Origin of the sequence: Paenibacillus sp. EC2-1 (genome assembly GCF_049311625.1) — a bacterium.
Taxonomy (GTDB): Bacteria; Bacillota; Bacilli; order Paenibacillales; family Paenibacillaceae; genus Paenibacillus_AQ.
Genome location: NZ_CP186006.1, coordinates 4,872,365 through 4,890,742 on the forward strand (window position 1 = coordinate 4,872,365; position 18,378 = coordinate 4,890,742).

The 18,378-nt window shown below is 40.5% G+C and carries 13 protein-coding genes; 1 reads left to right on the forward strand and 12 read right to left on the reverse strand.

Translation table 11 applies throughout. The annotated features are described in order from the left end of the window. Window positions 1-13: 13 nt before the first annotated feature. The 9 genes from rfbC to ACK8P5_RS23050 all read right to left on the reverse strand — a co-directional run bounded on the left by rfbC (window position 14) and on the right by ACK8P5_RS23050 (window position 12,316). The gene (gene rfbC, locus ACK8P5_RS23010; protein WP_422658504.1) at window positions 14-562 is read right to left on the reverse strand and encodes a dTDP-4-dehydrorhamnose 3,5-epimerase; all 549 of its coding nucleotides are present in this window, start codon (window positions 560-562) and stop codon (window positions 14-16) included. Between the two features lie 16 nt (window positions 563-578). Then, the gene (locus tag ACK8P5_RS23015; protein ID WP_422658505.1) at window positions 579-1,322 is read right to left on the reverse strand and encodes a sugar phosphate nucleotidyltransferase; all 744 of its coding nucleotides are present in this window, start codon (window positions 1,320-1,322) and stop codon (window positions 579-581) included. Between the two features lie 205 nt (window positions 1,323-1,527). After that, the gene (locus ACK8P5_RS23020) at window positions 1,528-2,712 is read right to left on the reverse strand and encodes a glycosyltransferase family 61 protein (protein ID WP_422658506.1); all 1,185 of its coding nucleotides are present in this window, start codon (window positions 2,710-2,712) and stop codon (window positions 1,528-1,530) included. 11 nt (window positions 2,713-2,723) lie between these two features. After that, window positions 2,724-4,031: an ABC transporter ATP-binding protein gene (locus tag ACK8P5_RS23025; protein WP_422658507.1), complete on the reverse strand. Its 1,308-nt coding sequence runs from the start codon at window positions 4,029-4,031 to the stop codon at window positions 2,724-2,726. A 15-nt stretch (window positions 4,032-4,046) separates the two neighbouring features. Beyond that, complete coding sequence (locus tag ACK8P5_RS23030) at window positions 4,047-4,826, reverse strand: ABC transporter permease (RefSeq protein WP_422658508.1); 780 nt, start codon at window positions 4,824-4,826, stop codon at window positions 4,047-4,049. Window positions 4,827-4,857: 31 nt separating this feature from the next. Next, a complete protein-coding gene (locus ACK8P5_RS23035) occupies window positions 4,858-6,717 on the reverse strand; it encodes a class I SAM-dependent methyltransferase (protein WP_422658509.1) in 1,860 nt (619 codons plus the stop codon). Next, entirely contained in the window at window positions 6,696-8,327 is a 1,632-nt protein-coding gene (locus ACK8P5_RS23040; protein ID WP_422658510.1) for a glycosyltransferase 61 family protein, read from the reverse strand. Before ACK8P5_RS23040 ends, ACK8P5_RS23035 begins: the two co-directional genes overlap by 22 nt. A 9-nt stretch (window positions 8,328-8,336) precedes the next feature. Next, on the reverse strand, window positions 8,337-9,281 hold the full coding sequence (locus ACK8P5_RS23045) for an NAD-dependent epimerase/dehydratase family protein (RefSeq protein WP_422658511.1): 945 nt from the start codon (window positions 9,279-9,281) through the stop codon (window positions 8,337-8,339). Continuing rightward, a complete protein-coding gene (locus ACK8P5_RS23050; RefSeq protein ID WP_422658512.1) occupies window positions 9,278-12,316 on the reverse strand; it encodes a glycosyltransferase in 3,039 nt (1,012 codons plus the stop codon). Before ACK8P5_RS23050 ends, ACK8P5_RS23045 begins: the two co-directional genes overlap by 4 nt. Window positions 12,317-13,103: 787 nt before the next feature. Here ACK8P5_RS23050 and ACK8P5_RS23055 point away from each other — a divergent pair. Further along, window positions 13,104-15,563: an O-antigen ligase family protein gene (locus ACK8P5_RS23055; protein WP_422658513.1), complete on the forward strand. Its 2,460-nt coding sequence runs from the start codon at window positions 13,104-13,106 to the stop codon at window positions 15,561-15,563. Window positions 15,564-15,639: 76 nt separating this feature from the next. Here the strand turns inward: ACK8P5_RS23055 and ACK8P5_RS23060 are convergent, their stop codons facing one another. The 3 genes from ACK8P5_RS23060 to ACK8P5_RS23070 form a co-directional block, all read right to left on the reverse strand. Further along, complete coding sequence (locus ACK8P5_RS23060) at window positions 15,640-16,383, reverse strand: sugar phosphate nucleotidyltransferase (RefSeq protein ID WP_422658514.1); 744 nt, start codon at window positions 16,381-16,383, stop codon at window positions 15,640-15,642. Between the two features lie 235 nt (window positions 16,384-16,618). After that, window positions 16,619-17,494, reverse strand: coding sequence for a UTP--glucose-1-phosphate uridylyltransferase GalU (galU, locus tag ACK8P5_RS23065; protein WP_422658515.1), 876 nt, complete (start codon window positions 17,492-17,494; stop codon window positions 16,619-16,621). 91 nt (window positions 17,495-17,585) lie between these two features. After that, entirely contained in the window at window positions 17,586-18,290 is a 705-nt protein-coding gene (locus ACK8P5_RS23070; RefSeq protein ID WP_422658516.1) for a CPBP family intramembrane glutamic endopeptidase, read from the reverse strand. Window positions 18,291-18,378 lie beyond the last annotated feature (88 nt).

Consider the following 18,378-nt stretch of genomic DNA (forward strand, 5'->3'; position numbering starts at 1 on the left):
AAAAAGCGGCCTCCTAGTCAAAATTCAATTCCGCATCCGCGAATAACGGATGCTGACGATCCTTGTCCGACAACTGCGGTTCGCTCACCGGCCAGTCAATGCCTAATTCCGGATCATTCCATAATATGCCGCGGTCATGTTCGGGGGAATAATATTCATCCACTTTATAGAAAACTTGGGTGTTCGGCACGAGTGTGCAAAAACCATGAGCAAAACCCTTGGGGACCAATAACTGACGTTTGTTGTATTCACTAAGGATGACTCCAACCCATTGACCAAAAGTAGGTGAGCCTTTTCGAATATCCAAAATAACATCGTAAATCGCTCCAGTTAAGACTCTAACCAGTTTGGTCTGAGCTTTGGGGGCTAATTGATAATGCAACCCTCTTAAAATGCCAGGCTCAGCGGATAGGGAGTGATTATCCTGTACATAAACGTAGTTTGCCCCTATTTGCTGCATAAGGTTCTCATTGTAACTTTCCATAAAAAAACCCCGGTGATCCCCGTGTACCACAGGTTCTAGTAATAAGGCCCCTTCTACTTTTAAAGGAGTTAATTTCATAATTCCGAAACCTCCCTTATAACTTGAGCTTTCCGAATTCTTCACCAAAAATGATTTCCTGAGCCAATTCATTTGCCCGGGCCAGCGAAGCATGCGTACCAGCGTCCGTCCACCAATCCTCTAGTACATCAAAGGTAAGCTCCCCTCTATCAATATATGCATTATTAACGTCTGTGATTTCCAATTCACCCCGAGCTGATGGTTTTAATGTTTTAACAATTTCAAACACCTTGTGATCGAACATATATATTCCGGTTACAGCATAATTAGACTTTGGATTTTGAGGCTTTTCCTCAATTGATACAATCCGTTCACCTTCGATTTCTGGTACACCGAACCTGTTAGGATCACTTACTTCTTGAATAAGTATTTTCGCGCCAATCCGTTGGCCTTTAAAGTTCGCAACGTAAGGAGAAATATCATCAGCGAATACGTTATCACCCAAAATTACAACCATTTGATCTTCACCAACAAAGTGTTCGGCAAGACCGAGAGCTTGAGCGATCCCTCCAGCTTCATCTTGAACTTTATAGGTGAATGAAACTCCCATTTCTCGCCCGCTTCCAAGAAGATTAACTACATCGCCCATGTGGTCCTTACCGGTGACGATCAAGATATCGGTGATATCCGATTCTTTTAGCTTTGCCACCGAGTGAAAAATCATCGGGTACTTGCCAACCGGCAGTAAGTGCTTATTCGTAACTTTCGTGAGCGGATAAAGACGGGAGCCCGTGCCTCCCGCTAGAATGATACCTTTCATTTAAGTAATTCCTCCTTTTCAATTTTTGCATTTCAATAACACTGGAGATTTCGAATTATTAATAAAGAAGAACATTAGATAGTATATAAGAATATCTTGACTAAACCACGGTTCAATCAATGTGCTTAATCTTTAAATGCCCTCAATAGATTCGTAAATTGGTATACTATATTTAAAATAATTTTGGACAACCGTACACTCCACTCTATTTAAATTGTTTTTTTAGTTCCCTAACCGATCTCTGCTGAGAAAGTAACATACTTCTGTTATGCTTATTAGCATATATCCGAGTGAATTTTGCGAAATACCAGATATATCTTTTGATCACTGATATAAAATTAAATAACAAATTCGGGGGAACCCTCATGCCTTTGTCCTTTGCAAACTTCTTCAGATTATGGCTAATACCTATCAAGAATGGCCCAAGGCCAAAACAGACAGGGAATATCTTTACGTAAACATCAACACATGAAATATTGACATCCATAATGTTATCAATCACCATCTGGTAGCCATTCATCACCTCCATTTTATTAAGCATGATCACCTTCTGTCCTTCTTTGGCAAACAACAGATTATGTGTAATACTACCTGATACAGCCGCCATACAGTCACAATTTCTCATATAATAAATCTGTTCACTTAGTGTCAGTTTCTCAGGAGAAATAACTTTGTATCCATTCGCAGCAAACAAAGCTTGAATGTCTTCTTCCCCACGTTCTTTGTTTAACGCATCGGGGAATTTCCCCCTAGTAAAGTAAATATGTGAATATGACTCCATGCCTGACACGTTGATATTCGAGACAACAGTACGATAGATATTTTTGAATTCTTCCGTGTAGTAATTCCTTTCAATATACGAAAATTCAGGGATGATAACTGAGCGGAACTGCATCGGTGTCTTTACATCAATCAACTGCTCGTCACTAAGACCAAGCAAATGCATAAATTCCAGAAAATTACCGTGTAGACTAGTCTGCTCATTCCCCCAGTTCCAACCGCAATACGCAATTCGATACTTTTTTATATCTGGTAGAATATACCATAACCTTGAAATCTGGTCGCATATAAAGTGCCCCCAATGGCTTACAAATGGTCCCATAAACACAACCGTCTCATCGCATTGTTGCACAGATTGCTTTTCATACTCGTAAAAACCGCCATAGAGATGTCCATCCCTGGTTTGTGATTCTTTTACGAACTGACCGTTTTCTTCAAGCACTCCTCCAAGTCCCCAAGCAGTTGATGAATCTCCCTTGGCCGGTAAAATAATACCGCCCTTCACCTCTTTAACAGTTAGAGGTGTCTTTCTCAAGTAGTCTCGGGCCTCATTTGCCCTGTAAGCTTGCAAGTGTTCCTTAGATACATACAAATCAACATATTTTCCCATAGCTCTCCCTATTACTTCTCTATGATCATTCCGTCGACATCCCAAGCGTGGCGCATACTAACAACACCTGATTCATTCATCTCTTTTCCCTTTACAGATATAGCAATGATTCTTCTAATAATGTCATACTCTACCTCATTGTTCCCGTAGATATAAATATTTAGAAAATATTTTCCATTGACCAAGTTGTTATTCAAGAAACGAAACTGAATCTGTCCTTCTTTTCTGGCTTGAAACTTCATCTTTGAGTCACTTTCTGTGGAGACCTCGTAGCATGGAACTCCATCATCTCTGACCAAACCAACAGTGACACTAATCGGCGTACCGCTGTTAACACTTCGGTATGACATATTGACAGTAAACGGCTCGCCCTTATCGAACACCTGCTTGGCTTCTCCCCGAATATCAACTACCTCAACAAAAGAAATTTCCACTTCACCGTTCCCGCTTCTTCGAGCATCAGGATCGTACTGTGAGGCAATATCACGACAGGTTAGATTTCGATTTTCTTTCTTCGCTAGCTCAATATCAAGGCTGTTGTCGATAAGCATTCGATATTCCATTTCAGCTCGTAGCATCCTTGCATTCTCCATATCCTCTAAATAGCGAGGGCAAACAATGCGTGGCGGACCATCTTCCTTAATGAGCCCGCTATCAATCCAGATCGCCCGATTGCACAAAATTTCTATTTGGCTAGTGGTATGGGACACGATCACAATCGTAACCCCAGCTTCCTTCATGGCCTTGATCCGGTTAAAGCACTTAGTTTGAAATGAAGCGTCGCCCACGCCTAAGATTTCGTCTATTAGGAGAATTTCCGGATCAATATTTGTGGCAACGGAAAAAGCAAGACGCATATACATGCCTGAAGAATACGTTCTTACAGGTGCATCAATATAATTCTCTAACTCGGAAAAAGTTATAATTTCATCTAATTTGGCGTCAATTTCTTTTTTTGAGAAGCCAAAAATTGAAGCATTAATATATATATTTTCCCGACCAGTCATATCCGGGTGAAAGCCTGCACCTAGTTCGATTAGGCTGGAAACTCTCCCATTTATCGTTATTTCCCCTTCACTAGGCTTCAGGAGCTTGGAGAGCATTTTTAATGTTGTACTTTTACCACAACCGTTCTTTCCGATAAGCCCAATAATTTCACCCTTTCTTACTTGAAAGCTGATACCTTTAATAACCTCTCTTCTCTCATATTTGGCCCGCTTAATATTGGAAAGGAGCCCTTTCAGCGTTTGGCTCTTATCTGCAAATATCTTAAAGGATTTTTTCACATTTATAACCTCAATTACTACATCTTCAGACATCGTTAGCCTCCTGAATTATATCTCTTCCGCAAAACCAGACTCAAGCTTCCAGAAAACAAACAAAGCTATAATCAATTGGACTACCGCAAAACCAGCCGTCATCCACAAACTTGGCATATCTGGGATCTCCTTATAGTAGAGAATATCACGGAACGCCGTAATAACAGGGGTGAGAGGATTTAAATCCATAATAGTGGCCAAGAAACCTTTTACCATACTCGGCTCAAACAAAACCGGCGTTACCCATACCCCTGCCATTAGTAACATCTGAACAATAAACTGCACATCACGAAAATAAACTGTAATCGCCGACAAAATAATTGTTATTCCCAATGCCATTATAAATTCAATCAAAATGACTAGAGGGAGATACAGCAATGCCTCCGGATTGACTCCTAATCCACCAATAAATAATAATGCAAAAACAATGAAAAATGTTAACAATAGATTAATAAACCGTGCTATTACTGTTGAAATAGGAAGAATCTCATTGGGAAAATAGATTTTACTAACTAGACTCGACTGTCCAACGATACTGCCCGTCCCCTGTTGCAAACATTCTGTGAAAGTAAGCCAAGGCATCATTGCCACAACCAAGAATAAATAGTAATTTGGCACATCATACCGAATAACCTGGGAAAACACCAAAATGTAAACCAATATCTGACACAACGGAACAACTAAATTCCAAAAAAAACCTAGAACAGACCCCTTATATCGTCCTCTTAAATCTCTTTTGACAAGGCCGTTGATGGTCCCTCTATATTGATTAATCTCCTTCAATCTTTTAAACATACATTTCCTCCATTAATATCAGACAATCCTCTTAATCCTTGTGCTTTTCTAAATCATGTACTAACTTAACAACCCGGTTGTAGTTTGTACTTAAATCTGTCACTTGTTGATTTCGTTCTTCAAGCTGGTCTTCCAGTTGTTTGATTTGCGCTACAACCCGATTATAATGCTCACTTAAGAATCCAACTTGCTCGTTTTGATGATACAATTCGTCTTCCACTAGTTTTGTATGTGAGGAAAGAGCAGCATATTTCACCTCCAAATCAATTCCCGAATTTTGAATAATTTCATATTGGCTGAGTTGTTCAAACACCAAACATTTTTCCTCGTCCAATACTGAATGTGGCCCTTTAAAAAAGATATCTGGGATTTTCTCCAATACAGATACTTTTTCACGTGACAACCCGAAGTCTTCCAAAAGACTCATCAATGAGTAATAGTTTTTCACAGTGGAACAGGTTGTGTATAAATATCCTAAAGAGTTCAATACAGCATAATCTGTGGGGATTTGTCTGGATTCTTCCCATTCTTGATCAATGAGCGTATATCCAATATCGCTCTGATAAAGAATGTTACTTGCATTAAGATCCATTAGGCCATATCTCAAAACATAGGTAGGTTCTACATACAGCTCCTTTAGTTCATCAAGGACTGGATGATCTAACATCACAGAATCACTGATGCTGTAAAAAAAGTCTAAAAGATTCTGGATTTCAAGTCTGATCCCCGCTTTTCCATTTTTCTCTCCCGCCAGGTCGACTAATTCGGAGATTGACTTTCCTTCAATATATTCAGCTCGCCATTCGTTTTCTGACGGAGACTTTTGAACTTTGCATATTTTAATTCCGGACTTTTCTAACTTCTCGTGAATTTTTTGATAACTATTTAAATGCGCTTTCGCTCTTGAACCCCTCGGACTCTTAACAAAATTCTTGTCCTTCTTTTTAACCGATATGATTTGATAGTCTTCAGTTCTCTTTGGCTGGAATTTAGCAAATGTAATATCAGAAAACTGACTTAAATCCGTTCCGGCCTCTACCAAAAAGCTGTTTGAAAAGAATCCAAATTGGCCGTTTTTCACAATTCCAGCCATTGTTTCCTGAATAGAAAAGTTGACAGCATTCCCATAAGTATAAATAGGCAACATCGCAGCTTCGGCGTAGGAGGGTGGCTGTTCGTCCGAATAGATCACGGATGGCAATTTATAGTCCGGAAAAGGATAATAAAACTTCGTCTTGGGAAACCCACAATTTACCAACAGTTCCTCCAGTTCCTGCTTGCCATATGTTCTGACATCTCTATTTGAATATCCGCCCAGAGATACGTATGGCTCCCCCAAATGATCTTCGTTTGCTCCTGCAAAGTACTTTATTCCGTAACGGTTCTCAATTGCAACAAGCAATACGCCCTCAGGCTTTAGCAAATTCCGGATCGTTTTCAAGAAAAAGAAATCTTCTGGGTATTCCGAAAAAAAACGCCTTGCATATTCCAAAACGCCGATCAAGACAACATAATCAAATTTTTGCTCAAATGGAATGTCTGCAATATTTCCAGCGTATACCTCCAAATTCTCCCTTTCTTTGTGTCTTTCAAATGTAATTCGTGCACGCTTTTGTGACTGATCAACAGAAACGACTCTTTTACTAGAATCACACAGCGTACCCGTAATGCATCCACATCCAGAACCAATTTCAAGGACTTCTTTGTTCTGAAATGAATACCAAGCTAATATGTTTTCTCGCTCTTTTGTCGTTAAATAAAATAGACTGTCTCGCGGGTGTTCAATAGGCGTCTCCCCGCGGTAATGAGCTAAAAGTAGATCTTCCTCCTTGTCAACATACTGGTCTTTTCCAGTTGAATAATCTAAGTTCAACGTTGCCACTTTATCCATCCCTTTTTAAGTTTCTTGTTTGAATTTTGAACAACCTGCCGTCCCTCAAACTTCCCATGCTTTTCGTAATGCCACAGAGGGTTAATTCCTCCTTCTTTAATATCTGGATACAAGCGAAAATAGCCGCGTGTAGAAAACCTAGAAGACGGATCGTTGCCATCCCTAAAGCCGATATGCAAATAGTGCGCAGCAGGTTCGATATCGTTTACACGGGTCATATATTTTTTCCGATACCAACGCTCATTGAAATAATAGGAATACCTAATAACATTCAAATCGGACAGTCTGCTTTTGTCCGTGTTAACCATTTCATATATTTTTTTCAGTCCATGCCTATGAATCCACAGCAAAAGACGGATTTTTTTACTCCATTTTTTTTGTTTGATACCCTGCTCATTCTTTAAAAAAAACGAATAAGTTTTCTCGATTATGTCCTTTATATTATTAAAGTACAAATTCAATATATTGGCGGCGGATGGATTTTTGTGATAGACCGCGCTCCATTTGTGTAGAAATTTGATAATACTTTCATATGAAAGATACGCCGAATAGTGGTAGGAAAGCATCTCTGCATTAACTTGGTAGTTGAATAGGTGGTCATTGACAGATACTAAAAATGGCCCATTACCATGAGTAACCGGCATAAAAGTCGAATAAACATCAATATAAACTGCCTGAATATTTCTAGATTGATGCACCATTTCCTGAGGATAGTTTGTATCCTGCATTCGGTTGAGGATGATGGCCTTGCATCTAGAGCCAGAAAACAGCAGGTTATGGGTATTAGAGCCACTCAGTCCAGCAACGACTTCGGCTTCCTTCAGTAAAGAAACCATCGTTAATAGCGACTCATTTTCTGGGGCAACAATGTCAAATCCATTTCTACGGAAATTATCCTCTATTTTTTCCTCACCGATGGTATTACTCGCTTGCAGGTTAGTACGAGTCAGATACACCTTTCTGCTTGGGTTCGCTGGAACTGAATCTAAAATTTTATCAAATGGGATAAGAAACTCTTTAGAATAGTAAAAATTCACAGTGCTCCCCAATATGCAGGAAGCTTTAGGTACAATTATACGTTTAAACCTGGTTGGACGATCCAAAAAGACCAGATCATCTTGTTCTATTCCAAGTAAATCATGAAAAAGCTGAAAATTACCATCCGGCTTTTTATTGAGATAGATGCCAGCAAGTCGGATCCCACTGGCTTTGCAATTTTCCCGCAAGTAATACCACAGCCTATTTGTCGACTCAAACAAGAAATGACCCCAATGATAAATAAAAAAACCGTAGTAGACGACTTCCTCGTCTATATACACGCAATTATCCAGGTTCACATCAGGACATTCCGCCATCGAAAGGAGTTCATTTCCATAATCCAGCCCTTTATACAACCCGGAAGATTCCACGAATCTTCCCTCAGCGTCCAACACGCCACCACGATATCTATAATTGCCAACCTCATCATAAAAAGCTTCCGCCGGAACGATTATACCATCGTCGATCATTTCAACAGAGGGCTCCCAGCCTGGCCACATGAAGTTATGATCCATCATTTCCTGATATTGGTCTGCTGTTTCCCGGTTCAAAAACTGTAGATTATGTTCCATATAATACACCTATTCTATTGCTAGGATTGAGGATCGAATTTTGGTTTTATACTCACGAATCACTAACTCAATCCCTTCTTCAATCCCAATTTTCGGTTGCCACCTCGTACATTTCGTGATCTTTTCAATGTTGAGAACATTCTTTCTAACATCGCACTTACGACTTGAAGAATATTGAATCAACGGAGGTTTTTCCGGGCTCAGCTTTTCGATTACCAAATTTAGAATCTCATTATTGGAATATCCAACACCCGTTCCGACATTGAATATATTCTCCTTACCTTCATAATTCAGGACTGCCTCAATTGCGTCAACAACGTCATCAATGAAGATATAGTCCCGAATATTTTCTCCGTCCCCCCACATTGTAATCGGTTCTCCATGCAAGATCCGATTCAACATGATTGGAATCAGTCCCTGCATACGGCCACTAGTACTCATAAAGCCATAGGGATTGCTTAATCGCACGGTCTGATAACGAAGTCCATGCTGATTTTTGTATAACTCCAAAGTGTTTTCGATCATGGTCTTGGTGAGAGCATAACCGCAGAAAGCGTGTTTTGCGTCATCCTCCAAAGCTGGAGTTCCTCCCCCCTCCCCATACACCGTCCCACCTGACGATACGAAAAGAAGACTTGCATTCCTACCAACCATGTCTTCAAGAAGGCGAATCGTTGTGAGAACATTAGCCGATACCTCGGCCGCCAGGTTTTCCGTACCGTCCTTGGCAAACAGTGTGCTTACTAAGTGAATGATTGTATCGGCATTATCTAAAAGCGGTTCAAAGCTCTCTTCTTCTGTGAAATTAAATTTCATATAAGAAACATTCTTCATTGTCTCAAATTCCGGACTGTATGATCTATCAGCTACCAGCACATAGTTATCTTCGCTTAGCTTACTGACCAATTTCCTCCCAATAAAACCATTACCACCTAAGACTACATATTTTTTCATTTACTATCCTCCGTAAAGCGAACTATATTCTTCTCCACAACACTAACTAAATTTTCGGTGAAGATTTCTTGAGAGAAATACTGCTCGTATGTCTTCCTACCTGCCTTGCGCACATCATCCATCGTATCAAAGTTACCTATAACGTATTCTAGTTTTTCTTTCAGCTCTGATGCATTCTTACTACTAAATAAAAATCCGTTTACACCATCTTCAATGTATCGTGCCGTTCCAGTCATGTCAGAACATAACACAATTTTGGACATCATCATTGCCTCCGCCAAGACAACAGGCATGGGATCATCAATAGATGGAACAACGACACAGGCAGTCTCACGATAAATATCCATTAATTTGTCATAGGGAACTGGCCCAGATATCTTGACATTGGGTAGTTCTTTGGCTTTATTGTCTACACTCCGATAGTAAAGCTCATCACCAACTTTGCCTATCAGCAAAAAATCCGCCTTTTGCGCAACAGGCTCCGGCAACATGCTAATTGCTTCCAATAATAACAACTGATTTTTTCTTATCTCAAAAGTTGCAGGAAATAGAAACAGTACCTTTTTTCGACGGGCGGTTATTTCTTTCATGTCAACAGCCCAGTCCTTTACGCCATATAACAGCACTTCTGTATAATATTGCGGTCGACACTTTTCCAACATTTCCTGTGCGTATCTACCGCCGCAATAGACGGAAATATTGCTCTTCAAATGCCTAGATAGATAGTTTTCGAGAAAACTATATCCCGTCCCACCATCGTGGATCCACCATAGAAACGGAATATCCGAACCATTATAGCAGTTGATAAGGTTATGACTAACAATAGAGGCCACAAGTACAAGATCAAAGTTTCTCAACAAGTCGTCAATCCCCGGTGTTATGGACTTGGGTACCTCATTCGGGCGATACGCCCTGTATTTCGACAGATCCTGATCAACAATAACCGGAATACCCTCTGCCAAAATATCCCTCGAAAGGGGGCCATCCTCCGGAGAAGCTACAACTGGAAAATACCCTTGATCCTTCAAGACTTTTGCTGCCTCAAATACAACCTGCGGAGAGCCAGTCCGGGACAACTCATGACTTACAAGCAGAATGTTTCCCTTCTCACCCTTCAGTATGTTTTTAGGAAGAAGCAGACTGTTCGGTAGTTTATCGCAGTCTGTACTGTACTTCAACATGCTATCTGTAAATAAACTGTCTCTTTCCAGAACAGTATGCCACTGTTTTATGATGTACAAATATGCTCTATCTCGCGGAATGCTATATTCCACCTCAGACCTTACTTTATTAAAAAGGATACTTGTCGAAACAAAGGCACAACGGAGATTTTCATCTTGGATTCGCAAACTAAAATCCAGCTCAAAGTATCGGTTCGGAGTATCTTGTTCATTTAATCCACCAACTTGAAAAAAGACTTCTTTACGCACCGAAAAGCAATATTTGCTCAATACGCTAACTTCTCTGCTTATATGAAGAGTCAGCGCGCGGTCGTCATTACTATAAAATGACTGGCTCGGAAATGTAGTATTATACAACTCGCCGCCATGCTGACCAATCCGCCCCCCCATATAAACCGCGCTCCCTTCTGAATCGATCACAGCAGGGGATGCTGCTCCAACATCTGGAAAATCCAAAATATCCAAAAGGTGATTCAACCAATCTCGCTGTGCTACATACATATCATCGCTTAGAAAAACAAGATACTCTCCCTTGGCTGCTGCTGCACCAAAATTGTATTTTCTCGAAGTATTAAGAGGTTCATCATACGGTAAAAGAATCAGCCGTTCTCCTAATCCGGGCATTGCCTCTCTGATATCTTCTGATAATTCAGAATTTGCTATAATAACAATTTCAAAGTTAGGATACGCGGTATCCCGCAATAACTGTGGCAAACTACCCAGTATGGCAGTCGTATGGTCTGTTGCGATAATGACACTGACAAGTGGAGTTTCACTACGCCATTTGGATATAAAATCATGTCCATCGCGCTCATAGACGGAAGCTGTATAATTCATACGCCACATGTATTGGAACAAAGCCTTTACCCGATTAGATTTCTCCCGTTGGCGTACTTTTTCTGTCTTTTCCATTGCATATGTTAAATATAAGATCCGTTCAATGTGCCGAACTTTCCCTCCGCAATTAGAGAGCCGTAATGTCATTTCATAAAGTGCGCAATTATCAAATCCTTTGTCAAATTCTCCACACTCCTCTAAAGCCGCTTTCCTAAACACACAAAGATTCCCAGGGTATGAAGATCTAATCATCAACAGTGGAGACCAAGCTGGTTTAAAAAAGAAATTAAAATAGTTGTCTCTCTCATCAACATGACATTCATCCGAGAAGAGCAAGTCAATGTTCTCTCCGTCCTCCAAACTTTTTGCTGCCCAATACAGGGCGTCGGGTGTTAATTGATCACCAGGATGCATAAAAATCACATAATCACCCGATGCTTTACTCAGTGCAAGGTTGTATGCCTCCGCTTCTTCTATTTTCTGCCCGCTTAGCTCCAGCAGATGAATTCGAGAGTCTTTTTCTACTTCTCCACCCAAGAGGTTCACCCCCCGCCTGTCCTTGGCTCCCATATCAACTGCCAAGAGTTCCCACCGACTATAGAATTGCGAATGAATGGATTTTATACTCCTCTTCAACATGTTTATCTCGGCACGCCCTAGAAGCAATACGATGCTGAAGTAAATGTTTTTTTCCAGTTCCTCGGTCATTTGTCCCAAAATCGCTTCTGAACACTCCTCCTGTTGCTGCCGGAAGAGCTTACGACCAGTGTTGTCCCCCGGGATGAACACAGATCCACGGTAGGGCAGTTCCTCCATCTCTTCCCCTTCTTTTGCAACAACACCATCTAGAAGCTGACGTTTAGATGCCTTATTTTTTATTGCTTTTACAAACCCTTTCCAACCGAATTCCTTGAATATCGTGTATGCTTTTCGAAAGGCAAGCTTTCTCTTGTTTACATTAAAAAAAATTTTAAAAACATCTATTATAAAATAATAAAATTGGTTAGTTTTATTCATTGATGAACCCTCCGCTAAAAATCTTCGAAAGTACCCTTCTAAAGGAAGCAGTCCATTTGCATTCCTCCCAAGCATTTGCTAATGGTATACAATAATGGTTGCCAGTACGAAATATATAAATAACCAAATGGTTACCCGAACAAATACATCCATTGAAATAAATAAAAATATGTATGCGATTATTCATGCACCTAGAGTAATAAGTATCCTATAAGTAAAAATCAATGGTTATCAACTACTTGCTCATAATTCAAGCCTAAAAGGGGCAGCAACTATTAAAGACGAAATTATGGAAATAGTAACTAATTTGCCAATCCATCTTCACTTGATTTAAAAAGCACAAAAAATTGAAATTCAATAGTCAGGGGTGGTTCTTTAAAAAAGTAGATTAGAATAGGCGTCAAATCTAGAAGTCCAAGTAAAATAAAAAGCAAATAAATGATACACATTTATCCAAAATTGTTTCATTATTCTGCTCAAGAAGGTGACTGTTGAATGGGTAATGGTTGTCACAAGAAGGCATACACCCAGTAAGGAAAGAGTATCCTTTTAGACCTTGATTAATAAAAAGCTAAACCACCTTTTTCATACTCATTCCATTACTAGCACCTGCAACAAAGAAAAACAGTGGCATTTTAAACAACAAGTAAAAATTCACAATACTATCGCCGTGTAATCCAATCCATAGTTATTCTTTATCATTGCTTCAGAGAATGTTAACTATAGTTCCTTCTCTCAGCTTATGCTAAAATAATGTCATATCTTAGCATAAGGAGAATTGGAAACTTTGTCTAATCCAGTATACGGTAAACATGCCAAAAGGTCGAGGAAAGTCGAAAAATCGTCAGGATTTATTTGGGTATTATTAATCGGTCTTATTTTGTTTTTATCCTGGACCCCGTTCCAGACAGCACTATTTAATGGTCAAATGCTAGAGTTTGAGAAACCTATCTTTTGGGCTGCTACTCTCTCTTGTATTCTACTTTTCGTATGGATCGTCCAGTACTATAAAACCATTCAATTGGAGGATCAGCGGGATTGGCTAATGGTAGGCGTGCTTCTTCTCCCATTAACTTATGTTATTTCGTTATTCAGTGCTGCTTCTCACTATCTCGCTATGAACATGGTCATCATTCAGTCTATTTATGCCATAATGTTCATCATCGGGTTGTATCTACTCCGTGACAAAATGGGTAATAAATTAATCCAAACAACGATAATGACAATATCCTATTTAATCGTAGGGTTCGGATTACTTCATTGGTTCGGACAAGGAAAGACCGCCGGCACTATTGCAAAATGGTTCTCAAACACCGTTATGAACGGGATCTATACGAATGCTGTCATGGTTGACTCTAACGGACTACGTCTAACTTCCGTCTTTCAGTACGCTAATACATACGCCGCATTTCTGATGGCATTTTTGTTCGCGGCTATATTTTTCATCACTACATCACGTAAGTGGTACAGCCAGGTATTCCACAGCTTCATGCTGGTTCCGATCATTGTATCTTTACTGCTAACACTCTCACGTGGCGGACTTGTAATGCTACCGGTTGTATTCGTTCTCTTACTGATGTTCCTTAAGCCAGCAAAGCAAATTCTATGGATTATTTATTGTGCTATCTCAGGTGTAGCGTCGCTTCTTATCTCCAAACCTGTTACAGAGCTAGGACTTCAACTAAATGAAAAGTTTAGCAGCAGTGGCGCCCTTAAGGGCTGGGGAATCCTACTTGGTGTATCTGCTGTAGTAGGATTACTAGGATGGGTCATTCAAAGATTTATCGCTCCAATGTTAGAAAGTGGACTGAACAAGTGGTCTTCCAGAAAAAGCTCTAATCTCTGGATTCCAGTAGGGTCCGTTGTGATCGGCGGATTACTGATTCTCCTGTTCATCGGAACAAGTATAAAAAACATTCTGCCACAAAATATTGCTACCCGTTTGGACAACATCAACTTTAATCAACACAGTGTCCTTGAGCGATTCACTTTTTATAAAGATGCAATGAAAGTGGTTGCCGATTATCCAATAATCGGCGCAGGCGGAGGAGCTTGGGCTTCGCTTTACGAGCAGTACCAAAACAACCCGTATACGAGTCGTCAGGCTCATAACTTCTTTTTGCAATATTTGATCGAGGTTGGAATTGTCGGATTCTTGATATTCATGTCGTTTATCTTGTTTATATTCTACAAATATATTCGAGGTTACATGAAAGCTGATGAAGAAGGCCGCAACACTCACTTCTTGTATGTAATTATTGTGTTATCTATATTGATGCACAGTATTCTAGACTTTAATATGAGTTATGTATTCATGGGAATTCTCGTATTCCTTGGGCTCGGTGGTATGGCTGCTGTAATGGACAACAAGCCTCTAACGAAATGGAAGCTGAAAAAGAGCACCGCCAAAACCGTATACAGTGCAGTCGTAGGGATTGGCGGAATCCTTGTTCTGATTACATCAATTCGATATGTTCAGGCAAGTGACTCCGCACTGGAAGCCCGAAAGGTGGCCCAGACTAGTCAATCCTTTGAAGAGATTAAGAAACCACTGGATAAAGACTTGGGTATTCGTCCAAGCCATCCGGACTCTGTGCTTCTCCTGTCCTCTCTGTATCACTCAGTTTATAAACAGACACAGGATGAGGGTTTTTACAATTTGTCGGTTGGTCTTCTAAATAAAGCCTTGAAAGATGAACCATACAACAAATTCATGATCAAACGTTTAATTCAAGGGCATGAGCTACGGAATGAGAAGGATAAAGCTTTCGATCTGCTTGTGACTAACGCCTATAAATTCAAATGGGATATTGAATGGTATGAAAGTATTATTAACCAAGCCTTTGATATCGGCTATCAAGCACTGGGTACTGGTGAAACTGCTGTGAAAGATAAGTACTTTAAACGTGGAACAGAGGCTTTTGAGAAAGTACAAGCAGGAATTAAGCATCTCGCCACGTTGCCTGAAGGACAGTTGCAAGGCCGCGCATTTGAAAACACCCCGGAAATGATTCTTAATACGGGCAAAATGTATTTCATGACAAATCAGCCAGATCAGGCCGCAAATACACTGAAAATGGGTCTACAAGAAGATCTGTCTCAGACAACCAACCAGGACATCGCACAGTGGTATCTCGCTTCCCTCCAAAAGCAAGGGCAGAGCGATCAAGCATTATTAGATAGACTAATGCAGATTGATCCAAATGCTAAGCAACAAGTTCAGCAGTTAGCTGAACTACAATTCTAGCAAAAGCAGCTGGGCTGCTCAGTAGATTGATTCTACTTGAGCTACCCAGCTGTTTTGTTATTTACTCCTTCGCTTATTACATCTTAAGATGACCAAACTCATCGCCAAGCAAAATATGTTCCGCTAATTCATTAGCGCGCGCGAGTGAAGTGTGTGTTCCTGCGTGCGTCCACCAGCCCTGTAAAACATTAAACGTGAGTTCTCCTCGCTCAATATACGCATTATTGACATCGGTTATTTCTAATTCACCGCGAGTAGATGGTTTTAAATTCTGGATGATATCAAACACACGTGAGTCATACATATAAATACCTGTTACAGCAAAATTACTCTTGGGCACGGCTGGCTTCTCTTCGATCGAGATCACTCGGTCACCTTTAATTTCTGGAACACCGAATCTTGATGCATCATGCACCTGCTGAATAAGGATCTTGGCACCTGACGTTTGATTTTGAAACTGGTTGACGTAAGGCGTAATATCATCGAGGAATACATTGTCCCCTAGAATAACAACCACTTGATCCTCTCCGACAAATTGTTGGGCTAAGCCAAGTGCTTGAGCGATCCCACCAGCTTCATCCTGAACTTTATAAGTAAATGAAACACCGATTTCCCTGCCACTCCCAAGTAGATTAACAACATCACCCATATGTTCTTTACCTGTAATAATAAGGATATCAAGAAGACCAGCTTGTTTTAATTTCTTAATCGAATGAAATATCATAGGATATTTCCCAACCGGAAGTAGATGTTTATTGGTTACCTTCGTTAAGGGGTAGAGTCTGGAGCCCGTTCCTCCCGCTAGGATGATGGCTTTCATAATCGTTCTCCTTCCAAAACTCGAACATATTGTAAACACATGACGTAAGCATCAGTTCTCTTCTGCATCATATGGTGATTAGTCATGTCCGATGACACTCAAGCCAGTCCCAAAATTCAGACTGGAACACCTTACTTCATAAAAGAAGTATGATTAACACAGCAAAGGGCAGCCCAGGTAGATTAATATCTACTTGAACTGCCCTACTGTTTGTCTAACTCCCTGTATCAATTTATTATTGATCTTCTTGTTTAAGTACTTCACGCATGTACTTCAAAAGTTCCGGTCTCAATTCATTATGCTGCAGTGCATAATGAATACTTGTCTCGATAAATCCGAGCTTCTCTCCTACATCGTGGCGCTTACCTTCAAAATGATAGGCTAATATTGGATCTCTTCGTGAAAGCGTAGCTAGAGCATCCGTGAGCTGAATTTCTCCGTTCTTTCCCGATGCCTGTGTCTCCAAAATTTCAAAAATATCGGATGGCAAAATATATCGCCCCATGATTGCTAGATTAGAAGGAGCTTGGTCTCTCGTTGGTTTCTCTACCAAGCTAGTTGTCTCATAGATTCGGTCCGTTATTTCATGGCCTGCTGCAATGCCATAACGACCTACTTCATCCCATGGCACAGGCTGAACACCAACAATGGCCCGTTGATATAGATCATAAACATGCATCATTTGCTTTAAGCATGGCGTTTCAGACTCAACGATGTCATCTCCGAGCAAAACAGCGAAGGGTTCATCTCCAATAAACTTACGAGCACACCAAATGGCATGTCCGAGACCTTTGGGCTCTTTTTGCCTAATATAATGAATGTCTGCCATATTGGATGGACGACGCACCTCTTCAAGTAACCCCCACTTTCCTTGGGAAGCAAGGTTATGCTCCAGTTCAAATGAAGAGTCAAAATGGTCTTCGATGGCTCGTTTTCCCTTACCGGTGACAATGATAATATCTTCAATTCCTGAAGCTACAGCTTCTTCAATAATAAATTGAATCGTCGGCTTATTTACAATAGGAAGCATCTCTTTAGGCATGGCTTTCGTTGCTGGTAGGAAACGAGTTCCAAGCCCTGCTGCTGGAATGATGGCTTTACGGATCTCCATAATGGACTCCTTCCAAAGCGAACAAAGGAACATCCACGTCCACTTTTTTAGATAATTATACCAGTATTTTAGGCCTTTTTCCTAGCCTATCCTATCCAAACGATGTCAACACCACCGCAATCCCATTCATCAGCCCATGAACAATAACCGCCGGCCATATCGAATTCGTCCGTTCATACGCCCATGCAAAAACGACCCCACCCAAAAAGTTTGCCGGCATCGCATTGTATGTTGGAATATGAGCAAGCGTAAAAATTAGTGAGCTTAGTAGGATTGCCCAGCGCATTGAGAGACGTGTACGTAGCCAGCGGTATAGGAAACCACGGTAGAAGATTTCTTCATAGAGCGGTGAGATGATTGCCGCAGATACGAAAGCAATAAATACGGTAAAGAAAGTTACATGATTCTGCATTGCTTCTGTTTTGCTGTTCTCATATGTATTTCCTAGGAGATTGGTAAGCTCCATGACCAGTACACTTCCAATAATCAATACAAACGTCCAGACGAAGATGCGTCCCCAATCTTTTGCAGCAAAAGTTCTTACTCCTACCTCATCCCAAGAGAGACGTTTTGGTCGAATTGCAATCAAATACAAACCTGTCAACAGTACGATTGCGATCGTCACTCCGATCAAGGTTCCCGCGTATAACTCATCTCCAAGCCAGTCTCTGTACATAGGCTTTACTACAAACTTAATACATCCGATGACGAATCCGAATTCGAGTAACAAAAGCGCCGCACACTCTTTCCAAGTCCATGGGTCTTGTTGCTTCCAATTCTCCACATTGCTGTTCATTCTGCACACCCCTTTATCTCCTGTGATATAATTCCAGTATATTAGGTGACGGAGCGTCACCTTCAAGCATTATTTTTCAGGAGGATTC